At 67.3% G+C, this 21303-nt stretch carries 19 protein-coding genes and 1 riboswitch; of the genes, 9 read left to right on the forward strand and 10 right to left on the reverse strand.

Annotation, left to right across the window (positions count from 1 at the left end):
• Positions 1-2: 2 nt before the first annotated feature.
• A complete protein-coding gene (locus tag FNH13_RS19640; protein WP_228266459.1) occupies positions 3-302 on the reverse strand; it encodes a hypothetical protein in 300 nt (99 codons plus the stop codon).
• Here FNH13_RS19640 and FNH13_RS20010 point away from each other — a divergent pair.
• Positions 219-506, forward strand: coding sequence for a DUF2891 family protein (locus FNH13_RS20010; RefSeq protein WP_407669984.1), 288 nt, complete (start codon positions 219-221; stop codon positions 504-506). The genes FNH13_RS19640 and FNH13_RS20010 overlap by 84 nt on opposite strands.
• 10 nt (positions 507-516) lie before the next feature.
• On the opposite strand, the gene FNH13_RS17000 is transcribed toward FNH13_RS20010, so the two are convergent.
• From FNH13_RS17000 to FNH13_RS17015, 4 genes are all read right to left on the reverse strand, one after another.
• Positions 517-1614 (reverse strand): MFS transporter, encoded by a 1098-nt coding sequence (locus FNH13_RS17000; protein WP_143784542.1) that lies wholly within the window; start codon positions 1612-1614, stop codon positions 517-519.
• 126 nt (positions 1615-1740) lie between these two features.
• Positions 1741-3264: a tripartite tricarboxylate transporter permease gene (locus FNH13_RS17005; protein ID WP_143784543.1), complete on the reverse strand. Its 1524-nt coding sequence runs from the start codon at positions 3262-3264 to the stop codon at positions 1741-1743.
• Complete coding sequence (locus tag FNH13_RS17010) at positions 3264-3779, reverse strand: tripartite tricarboxylate transporter TctB family protein (RefSeq protein ID WP_228266461.1); 516 nt, start codon at positions 3777-3779, stop codon at positions 3264-3266. The genes FNH13_RS17005 and FNH13_RS17010 overlap by 1 nt, the downstream gene beginning before the upstream one ends.
• A complete protein-coding gene (locus FNH13_RS17015; RefSeq protein ID WP_143784544.1) occupies positions 3776-4750 on the reverse strand; it encodes a Bug family tripartite tricarboxylate transporter substrate binding protein in 975 nt (324 codons plus the stop codon). Before FNH13_RS17015 ends, FNH13_RS17010 begins: the two co-directional genes overlap by 4 nt.
• Positions 4751-4910: 160 nt before the next feature.
• On the opposite strand from FNH13_RS17015, the gene FNH13_RS17020 reads away from it, so the two are divergent.
• From FNH13_RS17020 to FNH13_RS17035, 4 genes are all read left to right on the forward strand, one after another.
• Positions 4911-6497 carry a sensor histidine kinase gene (locus FNH13_RS17020; protein WP_143784545.1) on the forward strand — a complete coding sequence of 529 codons (1587 nt, stop codon included), beginning with the start codon at positions 4911-4913 and terminating at the stop codon, positions 6495-6497.
• A gap of 78 nt (positions 6498-6575) precedes the next feature.
• Positions 6576-7472: an isocitrate lyase/PEP mutase family protein gene (locus FNH13_RS17025; protein ID WP_143784546.1), complete on the forward strand. Its 897-nt coding sequence runs from the start codon at positions 6576-6578 to the stop codon at positions 7470-7472.
• A gap of 20 nt (positions 7473-7492) precedes the next feature.
• On the forward strand, positions 7493-8674 hold the full coding sequence (locus tag FNH13_RS17030) for a CaiB/BaiF CoA transferase family protein (protein WP_143784547.1): 1182 nt from the start codon (positions 7493-7495) through the stop codon (positions 8672-8674).
• A 1-nt stretch (position 8675) separates the two neighbouring features.
• A complete protein-coding gene (locus FNH13_RS17035; protein WP_143784548.1) occupies positions 8676-10160 on the forward strand; it encodes a carboxyl transferase domain-containing protein in 1485 nt (494 codons plus the stop codon).
• Positions 10161-10202: 42 nt separating this feature from the next.
• On the opposite strand, the gene FNH13_RS17040 is transcribed toward FNH13_RS17035, so the two are convergent.
• Positions 10203-10895: a response regulator gene (locus tag FNH13_RS17040; protein WP_228266462.1), complete on the reverse strand. Its 693-nt coding sequence runs from the start codon at positions 10893-10895 to the stop codon at positions 10203-10205.
• 297 nt (positions 10896-11192) lie between these two features.
• Between FNH13_RS17040 and FNH13_RS17045 the strand changes: the two genes are divergently transcribed.
• Entirely contained in the window at positions 11193-11573 is a 381-nt protein-coding gene (locus FNH13_RS17045) for an alpha/beta fold hydrolase (RefSeq protein WP_143784549.1), read from the forward strand.
• A gap of 56 nt (positions 11574-11629) precedes the next feature.
• Here FNH13_RS17045 and FNH13_RS17050 read toward each other — a convergent pair whose 3' ends face one another.
• Positions 11630-14290, reverse strand: a complete 2661-nt coding sequence (locus tag FNH13_RS17050) for an AAA family ATPase (RefSeq protein ID WP_143784550.1) — start codon at positions 14288-14290, stop codon at positions 11630-11632.
• The gene (locus FNH13_RS17055) at positions 14287-15567 is read right to left on the reverse strand and encodes a metallophosphoesterase family protein (protein WP_228266463.1); all 1281 of its coding nucleotides are present in this window, start codon (positions 15565-15567) and stop codon (positions 14287-14289) included. The genes FNH13_RS17050 and FNH13_RS17055 overlap by 4 nt, the downstream gene beginning before the upstream one ends.
• Before the next feature lie 257 nt (positions 15568-15824).
• Between FNH13_RS17055 and FNH13_RS17060 the strand changes: the two genes are divergently transcribed.
• Positions 15825-17210 carry a hemolysin family protein gene (locus FNH13_RS17060; protein WP_143784551.1) on the forward strand — a complete coding sequence of 462 codons (1386 nt, stop codon included), beginning with the start codon at positions 15825-15827 and terminating at the stop codon, positions 17208-17210.
• A complete protein-coding gene (locus tag FNH13_RS17065) occupies positions 17207-18289 on the forward strand; it encodes a hemolysin family protein (RefSeq protein WP_143784552.1) in 1083 nt (360 codons plus the stop codon). Before FNH13_RS17060 ends, FNH13_RS17065 begins: the two co-directional genes overlap by 4 nt.
• 132 nt (positions 18290-18421) lie before the next feature.
• On the opposite strand, the gene FNH13_RS19865 is transcribed toward FNH13_RS17065, so the two are convergent.
• Positions 18422-19324, reverse strand: a complete 903-nt coding sequence (locus FNH13_RS19865) for a C40 family peptidase (RefSeq protein ID WP_143784553.1) — start codon at positions 19322-19324, stop codon at positions 18422-18424.
• A gap of 3 nt (positions 19325-19327) precedes the next feature.
• A riboswitch (cyclic di-AMP (ydaO/yuaA leader) is annotated at positions 19328-19486 on the reverse strand.
• A gap of 275 nt (positions 19487-19761) precedes the next feature.
• Positions 19762-20460, reverse strand: coding sequence for a metal-dependent transcriptional regulator (locus tag FNH13_RS17075; protein WP_143784554.1), 699 nt, complete (start codon positions 20458-20460; stop codon positions 19762-19764).
• Between the two features lie 139 nt (positions 20461-20599).
• On the opposite strand from FNH13_RS17075, the gene FNH13_RS17080 reads away from it, so the two are divergent.
• Positions 20600-21301 carry a DUF3105 domain-containing protein gene (locus FNH13_RS17080; protein WP_165700161.1) on the forward strand — a complete coding sequence of 234 codons (702 nt, stop codon included), beginning with the start codon at positions 20600-20602 and terminating at the stop codon, positions 21299-21301.
• Positions 21302-21303: the final 2 nt, after the last annotated feature.

The following is a 21303-nucleotide window of genomic DNA, read 5'->3' on the forward strand; positions in this document are numbered from 1 at the left end:
GGTCACCCGGCCTTCTCGAGGAGCAGACGCAGGCGCTTGCCGCCTCGGTCGGAGACTCCCTTGGCCATGACGTAGGAGGCCGCCTGCTCCGGCGCGAGGCGTCCCGCTTGGACGTGACGTGCCAGGTGGTTGCGGGCGTGTTCCTTCTCGTGCGGTCCGAGGCGGCGCTCATGCAGACGGTGCTGGAGGAGGAGTTCAGGCCCTGGCTCGACCGCTTCCTGCCCGGCCTCGGCGAGGGCGCCCACGCCCACCTGCTCGAGCCGCCCTCGGTCCTGGACACGACCGACGGTCAGGGCGCCCACCTGCTTGGCCTGTCCCTCTCCCGCGCCTGGCAGCTCCGCACTCTGGCGAGGTCGCTGGGGGGGGGGGGGGGGGGGGCCGGCGCGCCGACATACTGCACCGGTCTGCTGACGCCCAGGTGGCGGCCGTGCTGCCCCAGGTGGCGGGGACTTCATGGCGACCCACTGGCTGGTGAGCTTCCTGCTCCTGGCGCAGCGGTGGGATAAGGCGACGGACCTAGGTGCTGCGTCTGGCGAGCAGGGTCGCGACCCCGAGCAGGAGACCAGTTGACACCAGGACGGCCGGGGCGCCGGCTCCGGTAGCGGCCACGCCCACGGCGCTCGGGATGATGACGAGCCCGAGCCTGTTGCCAAAGATTCGTAATGTCATGGCCACGCCCCGGCGCCCCGGCGGCGCAAGATCGGCCACGAGTGACATGGTCAGTGGTTGGCAGACCCCCAGGCCTGCACCCACTGCACCGGCGCCGAGCATCAGAGCCGTGGGCGAGTCGATCGCGGCGATGGCGACGAGGCCTGCCGCGGCGAGTGTCATTCCAGCGGCAATGGTGACGCCGCGCCCGAGCCATGCGACGAGCCGCCATACTGTGAGACGGACCGTCATCGAGGCGGCTGCCCGGACGGCAAGTGCTGTCCCCACCAACGCGGCTGGCAGATTGCGTTCATCCCCCAGCGCCGGAAGGAAGACGAGGGTGATGTCGACGGAGGCCATGACGACGCCACTGGTGATGACAGCGCCACGCAGCCTCGCGTCTCGCAAGAGCCCGAAGCCCGTCCCTCGGGACCGGTTCACCTCTGGAAGACGTGGCCCGCCCTTGATGAACAGCGACAGGACGGTGGCAGCCGCGGCCAACACGGTTCCCAGGATCAGGACCGGCCCGATGTCAGGGCGGCTCTGAGATCCGCCGGCGATGGAGATGGCGAGCGGCCCCAACATCTGCCCCGCCGAGCTGGCGAAGGTGTAACGACCAAAGGCCGCGTCCGTTCGTCCTTCGCCAAGGTGGGCAACGGCTGTCTGCTCCCCGACGACTGACATGAGATGGGCAACGCCCAGGAGCGCCAGAGAAGCGACAAGCCATCCGAACCCAGACGGTCCGAGCAGCATGACAAGACACGTCAGCAGGAGCAGTGCACCCCCGCATGTCAGGACGATACGTTCGCCAAGACGATCCACTGCCCGCCCCACCGAGAGGGCCAAGAGCAAGGGTGCAACAGCATAGGCGGCGGAGAGGCTTCCCAGCAGCGCTGGCGGTATTCCTAGCTCAAGGCCCTCGTAGGTGGCAGCGGGTCGAATGGAGAAGCTGACGGTCTGAATCAACAGCGCGTGCAGCAGAAGCGGCGCCCACCCTTGCCATCGTCGAGGGCGAGGCCTGGATCTCACCGTTGAGTGTCCGCGCAGGCGTCGCTCACGGTCTCTCGTAGAGCGCGGTCAGAGGGCTGGGACTCACGGTGCATGGGTGTCCACCAACTCCCGGTCCTGGCTCTGCCTGCTGCGGGACCACCAACGCCAGATCAGAGGCGCCACCACGGCGAGCACCAGCACGCTGTACAGAATGATCGATAGCGGTGACGCCACCAGCGCAGAGACGTCGCCGTCGCTGAGCTGAAGGGCGCGCCGTAGCTGGAGCTCGGCACGAGGTCCGAGGATCACCCCGATGATCAGGGGCACGACGGACAGGCCGTATCGCCGCATCACCACGCCGAGCAGGCCCATCACGAAGAGGGTGTAGAGGCCGATTGGCGTTCCATCCGCCGCGTAGGAGCCGATCGCCGCAAAGAACAGGATGCCTGCGTAGAGGTAGGGCCTGGGGATCTTCAACAGCTTGGCCCACACGGGCGCCAACGGCAGGTTCAGCACCAGAAGCAGGGTGTTGCCGATGAAGAGGCTGGCAATCAGCGTCCAGACGAGGGCGGGCTGGCTCTCGAGCAGCAGCGGTCCTGGCTGAATTCCGAACTGCTGGAAGGCCGCGAGGAGAACTGCTGCTGTTGCTGACGTCGGCAGACCAAGCGTCAGCAGCGGGACGAGGACTCCAGCAGCGGAGGCGTTGTTGGCTGCTTCAGGGCCAGCTACTCCCTCGATGGCCCCATGGCCGAACTCCTCCGGCTTCTTGGACAATCTCTTCTCGGTGACGAACGACAGGTACGTCGGGATCTCAGCACCACCGGCTGGCATGGCCCCAAATGGGAAGCCTATGGCAGCACCACGAAGCCAGGGCTTCCAGGAACGCTGCCAGTCCTCCTTGCTCATCCAGGGGCGTCCAACCTCGATGAGGTCGACGGGCTTCCTGCGCAAGTGCAAGGCGATCCAGAGGGCTTCACCCACCGCGAAGATGCCGACGGCGACGATGACGACATCAACGCCGTCTAGTAGTCCGGGCACCCCGAAGGTCAGTCTGTCCTGCCCCGTAGTGATGTCAATGCCGATCAGGCCGATGAGGAGCCCGAGGCCCAGGGACGCGAGCCCACGGATCCTGGAGGCGCCCAGCACCATCGTGACAGCGGCGAAGGCAACCAACATCAGGGCGAAGTAGTCCGCTGGTGTGATCGAGATAGCGAAACCCACAACGATTGGTGCCACCAGGACAAGGGCGGCCGTTGCGATGGTGCCCGCCACGAAGGATCCGATGGCTGCGGTTGCGAGGGCCTGTGGAGCCCTTCCCGCCCGCGCCATCTTGTTGCCTTCGATCGCGGTCATCACCGCTGAGGCCTCGCCCGGAGTCTTCAAGAGAATCGACGTCGTCGATCCGCCGTACATCGCGCCGTAGTAAATGCCGGCGAACATGATGATGGATCCGGTGGGGTCGAGCGCGAAGGTGACCGGCAGCAACAGCGCGACCGTCATGGCGGGGCCGATCCCCGGAAGCACCCCAACCGCGGTTCCCATGACCACGCCCAGGAGGGCAAACAGGAGATAGGTCGGAGTGAAGGCTGCCTGAAAGCCGTCAAGCAGTGCGTTCAGGGTATCCATCACAGCACTCCAGACAGGATTCCGGCCGGCAGGTGAATTCTCATGACCTCGACGAAGAGGAAGTAACTTCCGAAGGACATGAGGAGCGCGATCGCGATGTCCCTTAGGAACCTGCGACTACCCAGTGCCACAGCAGATCCCCAGAACAGGAGTGCTCCCGATATGGGCCACCCGAGGGTCTCGATCAAGACGGCGTTGGCCAGGAAGACACCGGCAACTGCGGTGAAGGCAGGCCACGCGGGTGGTGAGTCCAGATCAATGTCTTCACCACCGTCCATCTCGCCGCGTCCACCCCGGAACACATCAATCGTGAGGGCCAGGGCACAACCGACCAGCAGAATCCCAACCGCGGTCGGCATGACTGCCGAACCCAGTGGCCCCCTGCTGGCCGCATTGTCGCTGAGGGTCGAGGCGTCAACGAGCGCGACCACTCCACACGCGAGCAGGAGTGCGGCAACTCCGAGTTCTGATGCTCCTTTCCACCGATCGGCCGCAGCGTTCGGCACCTGGCTCACGAGTCGAGGCCCTCAAGGGCCACGCTGATCTGAGCCTGCTGGTCCTCAAGGTAGGCGCTGAACTCGTCGCCTGTCATGTAGGCGTCGATCCAGCCGTTTCGCTCCATCGCCGTCTGCCAGTGATCGGAGGCATGGACCTCGTCGAAGGCGGCGATCAGTGCCTCAATCTCCGCGTCCTCCAGGTCGGGAGGTGCCACAACACCCCTCCAGTTGGCAACCTCGACCTCGGTCCCCGCCTCGGACAGCGTCGGCACGTCGGGCAGGCCTTCGTACCGCGTCGGGCCCGTTGTTGCGAGCACGCGCAGTTCGCCGGCCTCAACGAGTTCACCGACGTCCGCCGCGCTGGTGAAGGCAAAGTCAACCTGGCCACCGAGCACTGCCGGTAGTACCCCGCTGCCCCCGAACGTGACGTAGTTGACGTCGGTTCGAGAGATGCCGTTCGCCTCGGCTATGAGGAGGGGCGCAAGGTGATCGGCACCGCCGATTGCTGAGCCGCCTCCAATCTTCAGGTTCGGCTCTGCCTGCCAGGCGGCGATGAGGCTCTCCAGGTCCTCGAACTCCGAGTCGGCGGGCACGGTGACCGCGAGGTAGTCATCGATCAGCTTCGCAACGGGAGTCGTATCTGAGAAGGTGATCGCCGACTCCTGCGACACTGTTGCCGCGACCAGCCCGAACCCCATCTGCATGACGAGCTCGCCGTTGCCGTCGTCGTCGACGAGGCGCGCCAAGCCGACCGTCCCGTTCGCGCCGTCCACGTTGAAAACGTCGACACGATTCAGGCTCCCTTCGCCTTCCATGGCCGCGGCAGCCGTGCGGGCGGTCATGTCCCACCCGCTTCCTGCCGCGTTGGGGACCATATAGCGGAGCTCGGTCAGCTCACCGTCCTCGGAAGCTCCGCCAGAGCAGGCGGTGCTGGCTAGGGTGACGGCGAGCAGCATCGTCAACATGCGTGCGCGGGAAAGATTCTTCATTGGATCCTCCAGGTGAGTGGGACTGCTTGAGGGATCCTCTTCCGCAAGGTGGAGGGTGTCACCCTTGCGCTTCCAATGATCGTTGTGTTCCTTGTGGCCACGCTAGTGGGTGCGACCGACGGCTCCCGCGCGACAGCAGACTGCCACTAGGGTCCCCAAGATGTGGCTCAACCGGTTGTCCCTGACCAAGCAGTTGCTGGTCCTCCAGGTCGTGATCATCGTCATCGCGCTGGGCGCCGTGGTGCCGGTCGTCTATGCGCAGTCGACTCACGACTTCCGCAGGAGCGCCGGGAACCGCGTCCTCGCTCTCGCCGAAACCTTCGCCACCGACTCCATCGTCCGTGGCGGTCTGCGAGGTATGTTCCCCTCGGGGACCATCGCCCCCGCGGCCACCCGCGTGCAGTCGGTATCAGGCGCCGACTTCGTGGTCGTCCTCACCTCGGACGGCATCGTGACAGCCAGTCAGGTGCCAGAACACCTCGACGAGGGGTGGGATTTCGAGGACAGCGCCGTGGTGGAGGGCAGAGCGTGGGTCGGTGTCCAGGACCTGGACGGGCGCTCGACGGTCCAGGCCCACGTTCCTGTTCTCGACGCAGACAGTGGTCGACGACTCGGCTACGTCGTGGTTGGTCGCTACTACCCAAGCTTCACCTCGCAACTCAACGCCAATGCGCCCGATCTCCTCGCGTATCTCGCAGTTGCCATCGTCCTCGGCGTGGCTGGCTCGACGTTGCTTGCGAACAGGATCAAGCGACAAACGCTTGGCCTGGAGCCGCGAGAAATCGTGGGCCTCGTGGAGAACAGAGAGGCCTTCCTCTACGGAATCCGCGAGGGAGTCGTCGGCCTCGACCTGAACGACAGCGTCACCCTCGCCAACGACAAGGCACTGGAGTTGCTCGGGCTGGACGGAGACGTCATCGGCCGCCGGATGGACCATCTAGGTCTGCCTGAGCAAGTGTCCTCTGCCTTCATGAAGGACCGTGGCTCAGGGGAACAGGTCCTCAATGCCGGCCCACGAGTCGTCGTGACGAGCCGCATGCCTGTCCACTCACGAGGTGAACTCATCGGTTCAGTGACAACCCTGCGAGATCGGACGGAGATCGTGAACCTGCGGCACGAGTTAGACGTGACACGTCACACCTCAGACGCCCTTCGTGCCCAGACTCACGAGTTCAGTAACAGGCTGCACACGATCTCTGGGCTACTCAAAATAGGGCGACCAGAACGTGCTCAGCAATACGTTAACGATCTGCGCGCTGCCCACAACCAGTTGCTTCACGACGTGACGTCAAGGATTGCAGATCCCACGGTCGCGGCGTTGATTGTCGCCAAGAGCAGCGTTGCCTCCGAGCGCGGTGTCTCCTTTCGAATTGCTTCGAGAACCCGACTTGGCGTGGTTCCCTTGGATGTCGCCGCAGATCTGGAAACTATCCTGGGCAACTTCGTCGAAAATGCGCTGGATGCCGTGGCAGGTAGGACTGGTCCCTGGATTGAGATGGCCTTGCATGAGGAAGGAGGGTTCATCATCATCGAGGTGCGCGACTCGGGTCCTGGTATCGCTGACGAGGTGCTTGACTCGCTTTTTCAAGCTGGTGTCAGCACGAAGGCTCAGGACCAATCTCGCGGGATCGGCCTCGCACTCGCCCGACACGTCTGCCTCAAACGGGGTGGTGAGATCGACGCCTGCAATGACCCGGGCGCGGTCTTCACTGCACGTCTCCCGTGGCCACAACGACCACAACGATAGTTGCCACCTCAAGGTCGCTTCAAGAGTCCATGGTCGGGCAGGGTGAGGAGAACCCTCGCATCGACCTGAAGGAGACTCGTGAACGCCCGCAAGAGACTGAAGGAACTGCTCCACGACGGCACCGTGACACAGGTGCCATCCATCTTTGATGGCCTGTCTGCAAGGCTTGCTCAGGACGCAGGTTTTCAAGCGGTGAGCGTCACGGGCAACGGGGTGGCCGCAAGCCTCTTGGGAAAGCCGGACATCGGCCTCGTGACGCTCACGGAGAGCGCCCAGGTCGCTCACAACATCGCGACAGCCGTCGACATCCCCGTCATCTTCGACGCCGACACTGGCTATGGAACGGCAGTCAACGTGACTCGCACTGTCGTGGAGCTGGAGGGTGCGGGCGTCGCCGGCATCAAGCTGGAAGATCAGGTCACGCCGAAGCGCTGCGGTGTGCTCGACGTGCCCATTCCAGTCGTGAGTGAGCGTGAGTATCTCGGAAAGATCGAAGCTGCGCTGTGGGCTCGCGAGGATGACGACTTTGTGATCATCGCGCGCACTGACGCAACCAACACCTTGGGGGTCAAGGCTGCTGCTCGTCGTGCCCAGGCAGCAATCGAGTTGGGCGCGGACTCCGCTCTCGTGGTTGGAGTCCGCGACCCTGAGGACGTCAAGATCCTCATGGACACGATCGACGCCCCTCTGCTCACCCTTGTCGAGGAAAAGGGACCCATGGCGACCATGGGCGTCGCTGAGATCGGTGAGCTGGGCTTCTCCCTCGCCCTGTACCCGGGAGTCGTCAGGTACTCAATGGTGGGTGCCGCCAGGCGGGCGCTGGCAACCCTGCGGGACGAAGGACAGAGCACGAGCGTGCGCCATCTCATGGCCACGCCTGCTGAGTGGAACGCGCTGATGGGGTTGGACAGCTACTTCGAGATCGAGGATCGCTTCGTCCGCGGGAACGGATTGGCGGAGACCCCAGAAGGCTGAGCCGAGGACGCTGAAGCGACATGGTGGAACGACAAGGCCCGCTCCAGGGCGTGACGGTGGTTGACCTGACACGCGCACTGGCTGGGCCGCACGCTGCGATGATGATGGCTGACCTTGGCGCCCGCGTCATCAAGGTTGAGGTACCAGACGGCGGAGACGAGACGCGCGCCTGGGGCCCTCCCTTCGTTGATGGATCGGACGGGATCGGTGTCGCGACCTACTTCCTGTCGTGCAACCGCAACAAGGAGTCGGTGGCCCTCGACCTGAAGTCGTCGGAGGGACAGGCGATGCTGACCGAGCTGCTCTCCCGGGCGGACGTGCTCATGGAGAACTTCCGGCCCGGGACGCTGGATCGGCTGGGGTTCCCTCCCGAAGTGCTCGCGAAGATCAACCCCGGCCTGGTGCTCCTGTCGATCTCAGGGTTCGGTCACGACGGCCCAGAGGGCGGTCGCGCGGGCTACGACCAGATCGCACAGGGCGAGGCCGGGTTGATGTCCGTGACGGGCTCAGGTCCCCACGACCTCCAACGCGTGGGGGTCCCAATCGGAGACCTGCTCGCCGGGATGTACGGCGCGTACGGCGTCGTGGCAGCGCTGTTGGAGCGTCAACGAACCGGACGCGGACAGGTGGTACGCACTTCGTTGCTGGCATCGATCGTCGGCGTCCATGCGTTTCAGGGAACCCGGTGGACAGTGGCAGGGGAGGTGCCCACGGCTCAGGGCAACCACCACCCGTCCATCGCCCCCTACGGGCTGTTCCGGTGCAGAGGTGGCGCGCTCCAGGTTGCGTGCGGGAACGAAGGCCTGTGGCAGCGGCTGTGTACCGAGTTCGCCCTGGACGCGCAAGCGGCTGGCATGGCATCCAACGCACAGAGGGTCACGAACAGAGAACTGGTGATCAAGACGCTCGAGGACGCGTTCGCCGGTCTAACGGTTGACGACGCCCTGAAGAGGCTAGCCACAGCGGGCGTGCCAGCAGGTCGGGTCCGGACGCTGGACGAGGTCTACGAGTGGGACCAAACACGCTCACAGGGGTTAGTTGTCGAGGTTGAGCATCCGACGTTGGGGTCGGTGCGCCTGCCGGGTCCGCCCTTGCGGTTCTTCGACGCCAGCGGCGCGGAACTGACGCCGCACATGCACACCAGTCCACCGCGACTCGACGAGCACGGTCCCGCCGTTCGTGCTTGGCTGCGGGAGGCCTGAGATGCCCCGGCTCGCCGCGCGTGAAGTCCTGGCGACTGTGCTGGACGAGGGCACCTTCATCTCGTGGGACAGCGAGCCCCAGCAACCGGACCTGGGGGAGGAGTACTCGCAACTGCTGGCACGCGCCGCCGTGCGCGCAGGGGTGGATGAGGCGGTCATGACCGGCGAGGGTCAACTCGCTGGGCGCCGTGTGGCTGTCGTGGTCAGCGACTTCGCCTTCCTGGCGGGTTCCGTCGGCGCGGCGGCGAGCGAGCGGATCACGGCTGCGTTCGAGCGAGCGACGGCAGAGGGGCTTGCCATGTTGGCCTCGCCCTCGTCGGGCGGAACTCGGATGCAGGAAGGGACGCCCGCGTTTCTGCAGATGGTCAAGATCGGGCAGGCCGTGGCTGCTCACAAGGCGGCTGGTCTTCCCTACCTGGTCTACTTGCGCGACCCCACGACGGGCGGCGTCCTTGCTTCGTGGGGGTCTCTAGGGCACCTCTCCATCGCGGAGCCAGGGGCGCTCATTGGGTTCCTGGGACCCCGCGTGCGCGAGGTCCTAGTCGGCGCGCCCTTCCCGGATGGGGTTCAGGTTGCTGAGAACCTGGCCACGCGGGGAGTCATCGATGGGGTGCTCCCGGTTGACCAGGTGCGGGCCGCCGCGATCGACGCCCTGGATGTCCTGCAGTCACCGCAACAACCCATCGGTGAGCACCACAACGAGCCAGACGCGGACGTGCTTGCCTCCCGTGACGCCTGGGGGTCAGTACAGGCCACGCGAAGAGCGCACCGCCCGGGCCTTCGCGAGCTGCTGCGGCACGCTGCTGAGGCTTTCATCCCGCTGCGCGGCACCAGCTCGGGCGAGTCGGATCTGACTGTCATCATGGGCTTGGCGCGATTTCAGGGCTTCTCGTGCGTCCTCGTGGGTCAGGACCGGCAGGCTCAGCAGAATTCCTACCTCGGTCCAGCTGGGTTGAGAGTTGCCCAGCGCGGAATCGCCCTGGCAGAGGAACTTGGGCTGCCGCTGATGACAGTTGTCGACACGCCCGGCGCCGAGCTCTCCGCAGAAGCTGAACATGGCGGGATGGCGGGTGAGATCGCTCGTTGTCTGGCCGCCCTGGCGACGGTCGAGGTGCCGGTGGTCTCAGTCATCTTGGGTGAGGGGAGCGGCGGCGGCGCACTAGCGCTGATGCCCGCTGATCGGACCGTGTGCGCCGAGCACGGATGGATAGCGCCATTACCACCAGAAGGCGCCAGCGCTATCGTGCATCGCACCGGTGAGCAGGCGCCTCAGATGGCCGAGCTCCACCGCATACGCGCGATCGACCTGCGTTCCACAGGCGTCGTTGACGAGATCGTCCCTGAGTACCCCGACGCTGCAGACGAACCTGAGGCATTCTGCCTGCGCATCGCGGCGGTTTGTGGGGCACACGTTCGGGAGTTGCTCACGACGCCCACGGACGTACGGCTCAAGGAGCGCCACCGTCGCTACCGTCACGCACGATGAGTGCCGTGCTTCACCGGCGGCGCAAGAGCGGCAGCCCTTGGGCTAAGTGGACGCGTTGCGTAGTTTGTACAGGCGGGTAGGGCGGCCAGCGCCGTACTGCAAGCGCACCGAAGCCTCGCCACGGCTGACGAGATGCTCGAGATAGCGCCTGGCGCTCACCCTTGCCATTCCTGTTTCCTGAGCAGCATCCGAGGCAGACATCTCGCCCTGATCCCGCAGGGCATTGCGGACCAGGTTGACGCTCTCAGCGCTCAGACCTTTGGGTGCCGGAGTTGTGGAAGTGGGGCTGACCGGTGCGGGGAAGACAGCATCAATGGAACGCTGGTCGATTCTGCCTTCTGGAAGCTTACTCACCGTGTGGCGGTAGTGCTCCAGTCGCTCCTTCAGTTCGTCGAGATCAAAGGGCTTGACAAGATATTGAGTCGCGCCGCCTCGTAGTGCCGCCCGGACGTACTCGGCGCCACGTTCTGCCGTGACAATGATGGCGTCGACTGCCATGGCATCCCTGCGTAGTTGGCTCAGGACGTCCAGTCCGCTCATGTCTGGCAGGTGCACGTCAAGGAGAATGACATTCGGGTGGAGGCGAGCGACTTCTTCGAGTGCTTCCGCGCCAGTGTTCGCGGCGCCAACAACGCGAAAGCCAGGAAGTGAACGCACATACTCTGCATGGATCTTGGCGACCATAAAATCGTCGTCGACAACAAGGACGTCCAAGATAATGTCTCCTCGCGTCATAGTTGAATACTAGTGCCTGCGCCACGTCAGGCTCGACTCGGCCTGCCACGTCGATCCCAGCATCCGGAACCTCGGCAGGTGATCGAGATCCCCGAGCTCGGTAGCCCATAGTGGGCGGACTGACGCGGACGCCCCACCGGTGTGGTGGGGCGACTACCGAGCTCTGCGAGACCCAGTTGAGCGCTGTCGCGCGCCGGGCACGCTGAGTTGGGCAGACAATCGCAGACCTTCCACCCCAAGGTCCTCCCAGGCTTCAAGCACCTCCCACCATTTATCTGGCATCACCCAGGAGCGTCGTTGAGCGGCATCTTCACCGACGAGTACCTGGCTCGTCCCCTCCCTCACGAGAGCGTCGACGTCCACCTGGCACCACTGCGCCGACCTGAGATTGACGGCGCCGTACGCTCCCTGACCCGCGGCATGATCCTGCCCGAGGGCCTCAGGATGGCCCGGGGCACCTACCGCCGCCAGCGGCTCTTGGTCCCGACCCGGTTCGTGTTCGGTCGCCAGGACCGGTATTGGAACGAGCAGATCATGGCGCTCGTCTGCCGGCACCCGCAACGGTATGCCGAGCGCGCTGAGTTCGCCTACGTGGACGAGGCAGCCCACTTCGTCACTGACGACGCCCCCAACGCGGTCGCTGATCTCGCGCTCGACTGGTTTGCTCACGCTGGTTGACGTGCGAGCGCGCTCAGCAAGGACACCGCCGGCACCCGACGGACACGCCACCGGACTCAGGCAGTGAGGCGGATGGTGGTAGCGCCGAGGATCCCCTGGTAACGCTCCGGCGTGCAGGTGAGCAGCACGACCTGTGTGTCCTGCCCCGGCCCGGTGAAGACCGCACTGACGCGGTCCAGGCGATCGGGATCGGTGTAGCCCAGGGCGTCGTCGATGATAACCGGCACTCCCGCGGCACGGTCGACGAGCGAGGCGACCGCTAGCCGAGCCAGGATGCCGAGCTGCTCCTTGGCCCCGCCGGAGAGCTGCTCGAAAGCCACCGTGGTGCCCGCCAGGGTCCGGCTGCGAATGGTGAGGTCATCGTCGATGTCCACGTCGAAGCCGTCGTCGTAGACGAGCCGTCCGAGTCGGCAGATCTCCTCCCGGTAGGGCCGCACGTAGGCACGGTGAGCCGTCTCACGATGCCTGCCGAGCGTCTCCCGCAGCTGGCGGGCTGCCCGGGCCCGACGGTGGACCACCTCGAGCTCCTGCCGGAGCCGGAGGAACTCTCCGAGGGCCAGGTCATAGGTCTCCTGGCGTCCCTCGCCGCTCACAAGCTCGACCTGGCCGTGCACCTGCGCCTGTTCGTGCCGAACGCTGCGGACCTGCTCGGCGTGCTCCGCCTGACCCTGCTCCGCCTCGCCGACCCGGGCCCGCACTCCTGCGACGTCTGTCTCGTCAAGCTCGCGACCAGTGACGGCAGCTCGTGCCTCGACCTGGGCGTGCCGCGCCTCGGCAGCGGCCATCCGCTCCCGGAGCATGTCGTCAGGGGTGGCCTGCTGGCTCTCGATGAGTCGGGCGCGGTCAGCGGTCAGGCGCTCATTGAGCGTCTCGATGACGGTTTGGCTGCGCTCGACAGCGAGCGCTCGGCGCTCGCCCTGCTGCTCATGCTGACGCAGCCTGGTGACGGCCTCCTCCAGAGCTGCTTCGGCCTCTGTCCGAGCCCGCGCCGCGGCCCTGGAGACAGCACGTGCCGTGGTGATGTCCTCGGGCACGGGATAGTCGTCGGGCCGAGTCCTCACCGGGCTCTCGAGCGTCTCACGGAGCTGAGCCACCTCCTCCAGGAGCGCCCCCTCCTCCCGGCCTCCGAGCAGATCTGAGCGCCGCTCCCCGACGGCCTGCACCCTCGCGCGAGCTGCCGACCGCCGCGCTGTGGCGTCCCGGGCTGCAGCGATGTCCTCCACCCCTGCCTGCTCCAGCAGGCGCCCCCAGGACGCCTCCGCCTCCTGCAGTTCTGCGGCCAGTTGCGCCCCTCCCGCCTCGGGCGTCACCGTGACCCGCAACTGGTCGGGCAGCTCGATGGACAGCCCGCCGCGCACCGCCACGACCTGTCCGCTCTCGCTCCCCGGGGTGGTGTCGACGTCGATGGCCTCCCCGTTGACCAGCACGGCGCGCACCGCGCCCAGGGCCTCAAGCGTGACGCGCGCACTGCTGGCCTCCTGCCGGGCGCGCAGCCGGACGACCTGGCCCTCGGCAGCCTCCAGCTTCCGCAACACTGCAGCGTCGATCGCCGGGATCGTCTGCAGCTCCTCGCGCAGCCGCAGCTCCTGCTGACGCAGGTCTGCCAGCCGCTCGAGCTCAGCATCCAGCCGAGCGAGGCGGTCCAGGGCATCGGCCTGCTCGGCGTCCGCAGCCGCCACCTCGGCCACTGCACGGGCTCGCTCCCTGGCCTCACGAGCCGCGTCCCGCTCCTGGATCAGGCTCTCCCCTGCCTCCAGGGCGTCGTCGAGCTCCCGGCGCTGCTGCGCCACGCTCTCGCGTGCCGCAAGGAGTCGGCTCTCGACGGCAGCGAGGTCGGCCACCGCGCGCTCGCGACGGGACAGATCCTCCCGCGCGCGCACCGAGTCCTGCCGGGCCTGAGCCAGGGCAGCAGTCGACTCCTCGTGCGCACTGACGACCCGGGACACCTCTGCGTCCTGGCTCCGGGCACGCTCGAGGCGATCCTCCAGGGCAGCCTCGCGTGCCGACAACTCAGCGGCCCGGGCCCGCAGTCGTGCGTGCCGTTCGACCAGCTCCTGGGTCTCGCTGACGGCGCCGTGCGCCAGCACCGCATCGTCTCGCGCGGCCGAGGCAGCGGCCAGGGCCGCCTTCAGCTCGCCACCGACGCGCCCTGTCGGGGTGAAGTAGCGCAGGAACTCGGCCTCGACGCGCTCGAGCAGCGGCGCTCCGTCGGCCGTGTGGAGGTCAACCCCGCTGGCCCCGTCCAGGGCCCGGGTCAGCACCGCGCTGTCGGTCAGGGACATCTGCCCCAGCTCCCCGGCCTGCGTGAAGCGCAGCGCATCCCAGAGGGGGCGGTCGAGGGATTCGGCCAGGATCCCGTCCAACCGCTGTTGGGCTGCCTCGCCGCTGACGTGCTCACGCACCGGGGAGATGATGTCGAGTTCGGTCGCGACCCCGCGCAACCATTGCTTCGCGAAGCGCAGCCGGTGGTTTCCGACCGTGAACTCGGCCTCCACGCGTGGACCGACGTCGCGGCCGACGGGCTGGAGCGCCTTGACGGCCCTGGAGCGGGAGGAGGCCTTGGCCCGGCTGTCCAGCAGGAGATCGAAGGCCTCCAGCAGGGTCGTCTTGCCGATCTCGTTAGGACCCTCGATCACCACCACCCCAGAGTCGGGGAAGTCAACCGTGCGCTCCTGGACGCCCTTGACGTCACGCAGATGCAGACTGTGCAGCCTCACCGCGTCACCTCCTGGGAGAACCGGTAGAGGAGGGCGAGGGCGTCGGTAGCGCTCTGCGCATCTGGTGGCGCCTCAGCACTGAACTCCCAGGCCAGTGGATCGTCGTCCTCGGTCAGCTCCGCCAGGTCCAGTGCGTGGTCACCCGCGGGGACCGGCTCGCCCTGTGCCTGCTGGTGCATCTCCTCGGCAGCCGCACCGAGGAAGCCCCCCAGGCCCAGCTCCGCGAGCTCGCTGCCGTCGGCGTGGGTCCGCAGACTGGTGTGCCGCTCCCACAGGGACAGGCAGGCGAAGACGTCTCCCTGCTCCTCCAGGAGCTCAGCGAGGGCTGCCCGGTCCGCCACCCCGAGCGCTCCTCGCAGGGCCAACCGCAACACGGTGCGGTCCTTGTCAGGCTGCCCCGCGAGGTCGCGAGCCAGGGCGGCGACGTCGGTCGCGTTGTTGATCTCGCGGTGCATCGTCCGATAGACCCACCGTCCGACGTGGTGGGGGGTGACGACCGGGGCGGCGCCGGGCCCAAGGTCGACCACGAGGACGTCACCGGGGAAGTGCTCCCGGAAGTCTGTGACCTCAGGAGCCCCGGAATACCACACGGCGCCGCTGTCCCCCACGCTGGTGCGCGAGTGCCGGTCGCCGAGGGCGACGTAGTGGATGTGCCCGTCAGCCAGCGCACGCTCGAGTGGCGCAAGCGCGATCGACGCCGGGTTGGCGCGGTCGGGGTCGAGCACGTCAACGGCTCCGTGCCCCACGACGATGCGCACGAGGTCACTGCCGGGACCCTGCGCGCAGACGTCCGGGACGGGTTGGCCGAGCGAGGGCATGCGCGGTCCAGCCAGCGCACTCGAGACCGCTGCCCCGACCAGGTCCGTGTCCGGGTGCTTGCCGGACCAGGGCGCGGAAATCAGCTCGACGCCCTCGCGCACGGTGACCGGGTCGGAACTGGTCAGCACGTGCACGTGGGGCGGGCAGTCACGCACGAACTGGGGGCTGCGATAGATGGTGACCGGCTCGAGGGGGTCGTGATTGCCAGGGAGCAGATAGACCGGGACGGGAACGGCGGCCAGCGCCTCCAGGGCACGCCCGATCGTCTGTCGGGAGAGCTGGTTGGTCTCGAAGACGTCACCGCACACGACGATGAACTCGCAGCCCTGCTGCTGCGCGAGATCGCCGATGCTGCGAATGGCGTCGATCCGGGCGGCCGTGAACCGGGCCTGGGCCTCGCCGCGCAGGTAGTGACGCGTCATGCCGATCTGCCAGTCAGCCGTGTGCAGGAACCTCAACCCGTCCTCCTCCCTCGATCATGACCCCACCGTAGGAGAGACCACCGACAGTCCGGAGCTGGCGCACCGTCCGTGCCCGGATCCGTCGGGTGAGGGTGCGAGGCGACGGTGGATAATTCCTGCTGGGGGGCCTTGGTCCACTACTCTGGTGGGATGCATCACCAGGCTGACACGGCGGACGAACCAGCGGAGCCCAGTAGTACCGGGCCGGGCCAGGCCCGGCGCTCCACCCTCACTGCCCAGCAGGAGACCGCACTGTGCTGATTGCCAGCGGCCTGCTCGTCATCTTTTTCCTGACCGCGCTGACCGGATACTTCGTCGCGCAGGAATTCGCCTACGTCACGGTCGACCGCGGACAGCTCCAGCGGCTCGCCGACGAGGGGGACCATGCCGCCGAGCGCGCGTTGCGGGTCACCTCACGACTGTCCTTCACGCTCTCCGGCGCCCAGTTCGGCATCACCCTGACCGCTCTCCTCGTGGGATTCGCCGGGGAGCCGCTCCTGGGCCGCGGGCTTGCCGAGCTCGCGGGCTTCACCGGCCTGTCCGCTGCAGCCACCACGTCGCTGTCGGTGGCCATCACTCTCATCATTGCCACCGGTGTCCAGATGGTGCTCGGCGAGCTGGGGCCCAAGAACCTGGCCATCGCCCGACCCGTGCCTCTGGCCAGGGCCCTGTCGCGCTCGACGCTGCTCTATCTGAGCATCGCGGGCCCGATCATCAACTTCTTCGACCGCGCCTCCAACGCGCTGCTGCGCGCCGTCGGCATCGAGCCCCTGGAGGAACTGCCCCAGGGTGCGACGCCGGAGGAACTGCACCGCATCATCGACGAGTCACACACCGGTGGACTGCTGGATGAGGACCTGTCCCGGCTCCTGGGTCGCGGCCTGGCCTTTCGCGCCCACGTCGCCGAGGAGGTCATGACCCCCCGGATCAACGTGGAGACCGTCCAGGCCGATGAGCCCGCCGCGCGGGTGCTGGAACTGCTCGAGACCGGGCACTCCCGCTTCCCGGTCATCGGTCGGGACATCGACGACATCATCGGGGTCATCGGGCTGCACGAGCTCCTCGAGGTGCCCGCCGCCCAACGCCCGTCCGCCACCGTGCGTGACCTGGCCAGCGAGGCGCTGATCCTGCCGGGCAGCCTGCCCCTGCCGCGTGTGCTGGAGCAGATGCGGCAGGCCCACCGACAGATCGCCGTGGTCGTGGACGAGTATGGCGGCTTTGCCGGAGTCATCACCTTCGAGGACGTCGCGGAAGAGGTCGTCGGTGAGATCTGGGACGAGGGCGACGACCAGGAGGAGACGGCCGCCGAGCGCCCTGACGGCACCTGGGAGATCCCGGCACGCCTCCGGCTGGACGAGGTCTTCTCCACCACGGGGGTCATGCTCCCGGAGCACGGGGACTACGACACGGTTTCCGGGCTGATCATGGAGCAGCTGGAGCGGATGGCTCAGGAGGGCGACACTCTCGAGGTCGCCTGGCAGGACCGCGACGAGTTCGGCGCACCCCAGGTGAACCGGGTGCGGCTCGATGTTCTGTCGGTCGAGCGTTTCGTGCCCGAGACGGTCCTGCTGCACGCGCCGGTCGCCCAGCCCGGGTGGCTCGAGGACGACCTGGCCACGGCAACCCAGGAGACGCGATGAGCACCGGCACCGCGCTGTGGGTCAGTGTGATCCTGCTGATCCTCAACGCCTTCTTCGTCGGCGCCGAGTTCGCCGTGGTCGCCGCCAAGCGTCACCGGTTGGAGGAACGAGCCGCCCAGGGCAGTCGTGCCGCCAAGTCCGCGGTCGCCGCCAGCCGGGAACTGTCCCTCATGCTGGCTGGCGCCCAGCTCGGCATCACGCTGTGCACCCTAGGACTCGGCGCCCTCGCCGAGCCCGCCGTCGCCACCCTGCTGGAGCCCCTCCTGCAGTGGGCCGGTCTGCCGGGTGCCCTCACACACGTGGTCGCGGTGATCATCGCGGTGGCACTGGTCGTCTTTCTGCACATGGTGGTCGGCGAGATGGCCCCCAAGTCCTGGGCGATCTCCCATCCCGAATCCTCGGCGATCCTGCTGGCCCTGCCCTTCCGCGCCTTCACCTGGGTGAGCCGTCCGCTGATCTGGACGCTGAACACGCTGGCCAACCTGATCCTGCGGGTCTTCGGCGTGCAACCGCTGGACACCGTCAGCGCCACCCACGGACCAGCTGAGTTGCAGATGCTGCTCGCCCAGTCCCACCAGCACGGTGTCCTGCCCGATGAGGAGCACGCCATGCTCACCGGTGCTCTGCGCCTTGAGCAGGAGACAATCGCCGACGTGATGTTTCCGGTGGCCCACGCCATCTGCGTGCCGGAGACCGGCACCGCGACCGATGTCGAGACGATGTGCCGCGAGACCGGCCGCTCCCGGGTCTTCGTGACGCGCGGAGAGCGGATCGTCGGATTGGTTCACGTCCGCGACGCGGTCCGCGCCACCGCCACCGGAGCGACGGGGTATGCCGTCACCTCCCTCGTGCAGGAGGCGATCACTCTCCCTGCGTCACTGCCCCTGATCGATGGGGTGCACCGGATGCGTGCGGAGCGTGCCCAGCTCGCGCTGGTGGCCGACCGGGTCGGCACGGTGGTCGGACTCATCTCGTTGGAGGACCTGCTCGAGCAGATCCTGGGCGAGTTCGACGACGAGACGGATGACCCGGATCCCAGCCCCGCGCCGGTCCCGGCCCCGTCGGCGGCGAGCCGGTAGTTCCGGACGTTCACGGATCGGCCTCACACAGGTGACGACACCCAGCAGGGGTCCCCAGGATGCTATCGGGCCGTCACGACGGAAGGGCCCCGCCGATGTGGCGGGGCCCTTCCTGGTGTGGTGCAGGGTGCGTCAGAGAACGCGGCCGTAGCCGCTGACGCCGCTGAACACGGCGCGCAGCTGGGTCGGGATGCCCGGGCGGCCCGAGTCATACATCATGCCGTTCCCGGCGTAGATGCCCACGTGGTAGGCCGGGTAACCGAAGAACACCAGGTCTCCGGGCTGTGGGTTGCTGACCGGGGTGGCGTAGGACTGCTGGCCGGCCGCGCTGCGGGGCAGCTCGATCCCGACGGCCTGGCGGAACACGAAGGACGTGTAGCCGGAGCAGTCGAACCCGGACGGGGTGCTGCCGCCGTAGACGTAGGGGATGCCGGTGTAGGCCGCGGCGACGCCGAGGACTCCGCCGCCGTTGGAGGGCGGTGCCGGGGCGGGTGCCGGCTCGGGCTTGGGCTCCGGTGCGGGGGCCGGGGCCGCCTCACGCTCGTTGGAGCGGCTGGAGGAGGACTCGGTGCGCTCCTCGGTGGTGGAGGTGGTCGTCGGAGCCGACTCGGCAGCGCTCTCCTGCGCGGCGGGCTCCTGGACGGTGGACTGGGCCTCCTCGACGACGGGCTCGGGCTCCTCGACGACGGGAGTCACACCGGTGAAGCCCAGGGAGCCGAACTCGATGTCGACGTCCTGGGGCGCGGCCACAGCCACGGCGGGAAGGTCAGTGGGCTCAGCCATGACGGGCATGGACAGGGTGAGCAGGTCCATGGCGGTGACGGGGGCGGAGCCCTGCACCGAAGCCTGGCTGACGACTGAGGCAACCTCGTCGACAACGCCCTGGGGACTGGCGCTGGCCGGGCCGATCGCCGTGGCCAGCAGGCCTCCGGAGGTCGCAACGACGGCCGTCGTCTTGGCGGAACGGGTGATGGTGGTGCCGGCGTCGGTCAGCCGACTGGGCGCGCGGTGGCGACCGATGGTGCGGTTGGTCACGATGGAGCCTCTCCATGCGCTTGCGGGGTGAGCTGTCGGACTCGGGCTGGAGTGTGCCCGGGGGCCGGCATCGCCGGCCCCTTAGCCCCAGGGGCCGAAGCCCCATTGGTTGGGTCCCCCGCTCCTGCCAGCGGTGTTCAAGAGATCCAGCCGCAGTGACAGGACTCAGCGTCTGCGGGTGGAACGCCCTCGGGGAAAGGCGCGGGTTCGAGATTACACAACCGATCCGCCGAATGTCACGTTTCGGTAAACTCCCTGTGGATAACCGTCCACCCGCAGAGTCCCCCTCGACGTCGCCACCTGCACCGACGCCGAAGGGCTTGACCGAACTCTCAGGCTTCCTGTGAGTGACTTCACAGCACGGACGCGCAGCCTTCCCCGGCCGCGCGTGGCGTCGACGGGTGGTTTCGCAGCAGTCAGCCGCAGGTCCGCAGCAGTCAGTCGGCGGTGCGCACGAAGATGTGGGCGGCGATGTCCTGGGGCAGCGACACGGCGGTGTCCCCCTGCTGGCTGCCCGTCACGACGACCCGGTCACCCTCGGTGCGCGCCGTGACGGTGCGTCCCGGGGCCACGCCTGCCTCTCCGAGCAGGGCGAGCACGTCCGGCTCGACCTGCGCCGGCTCGCCGATGCGCACCACGATGACGTCCTGCTGCGCCGCTCCTCTCAGCACGTCAATCAAATGGCTGCCGCCGGCCGGGGCGGTGTGACCGAAGGAGTCGTCGAGCTCGGCCAACCCTGGGATGGGGTTGCCGTAGGGCGACACGAGGGGATCCTTGATGATCGCCAGGATGCGCTCCTCGACCTGGTCGCTCATGACGTGCTCCCAGCGGCAGGCCTCCTCGTGCACGTGGGGCAGATCCAGTCCGATCACGTCAACGAGCAGGCGCTCTGCGAGGCGGTGCTTGCGCATCACCCGGACTGCCGTCCGGCGGCCGTGCTCGGTGAACTCCAGCTGGCGGTCGTCCTGCAGCTCGACCAATCCGTCGCGCTCCATGCGCGCCACCGTCTGCGAGACGGTGGGGCCGGAGTGACCCAGCCGCTCGGCAATCCGCGCCCGCAGCGGCACCACGCCGTCCTCCTCCAGCTCGAGGATGGACTTCAGATACATCTCGGTGGTGTCGATCAGGTCAGTCATTCCGTGGCCTCCGTCGCAACTCAGGTCTGCCGTGATCCTACTGAGCCGGCAGCCGGTCCAACGCCGCGATCGGTGGAGACCATTCCTTGCCGGCGGCCCCGTTACCATGGGCGGCGAATCCCACGATCTCAGGAGAAGCATGCCCAGGCCGGACCGTTCGACCAAAAAGATCCCCAAGGGCGAGACCAAGAAGGGCGGCAAGGCTCCGCAGGGAGCTGCCTCCGAGCGGCAGGCTCGGGTGGCCGCCATCCAGAAGAAGGCCAAGGCCTCAGAGCGCAAGGGCACCTCGGCAATCTGGGTCGGGCTGGGCGTCGTGCTCGTCCTGATCTTCGGTCTGGTGGGGTGGGCGGCCTACGACCAGGCCACCAACCGTCCCGGCATGGGCGCCGTCGTGACCTATGACGAGCTGGACGACCCCAGTGACGACCTGGGCCGCAACCACGTGGAGACGAGGGTGGAGTACAAGCAGAACCCTCCCGTCGGTGGTGACCATCACCCGACGTGGCTGAACTGCGGGATCTACGAAGAGCCCGTCCCCAACCACCACGCCGTCCACTCCCTCGAGCACGGCACCATCTGGCTGACCTATCAGTCCGGCGTCTCCGCGGGCGATCTGGACGCTCTGCGCGACCTGGCCTCCCAGGAGTTCATGCTCCTGTCACCGAACGAAGACCAGGAGCACCCGATCATGGCGACCGCATGGGGCCGTCAGCTCGGCGTCGACAGCGGCACCGACACGCGTCTGCAGCAGTTCATCCGCGACTGGCGCCAGGGCCCGCAGACGCCGGAGCCCGGCGCGGCCTGCACCGGCGGCACCTCCGTCGACCTGGTCGGCGGCTGAGC

This window comes from Ornithinimicrobium ciconiae (assembly GCF_007197575.1).
In the GTDB taxonomy this organism is placed as follows: Bacteria; Actinomycetota; Actinomycetes; order Actinomycetales; family Dermatophilaceae; genus Ornithinicoccus; species Ornithinicoccus ciconiae.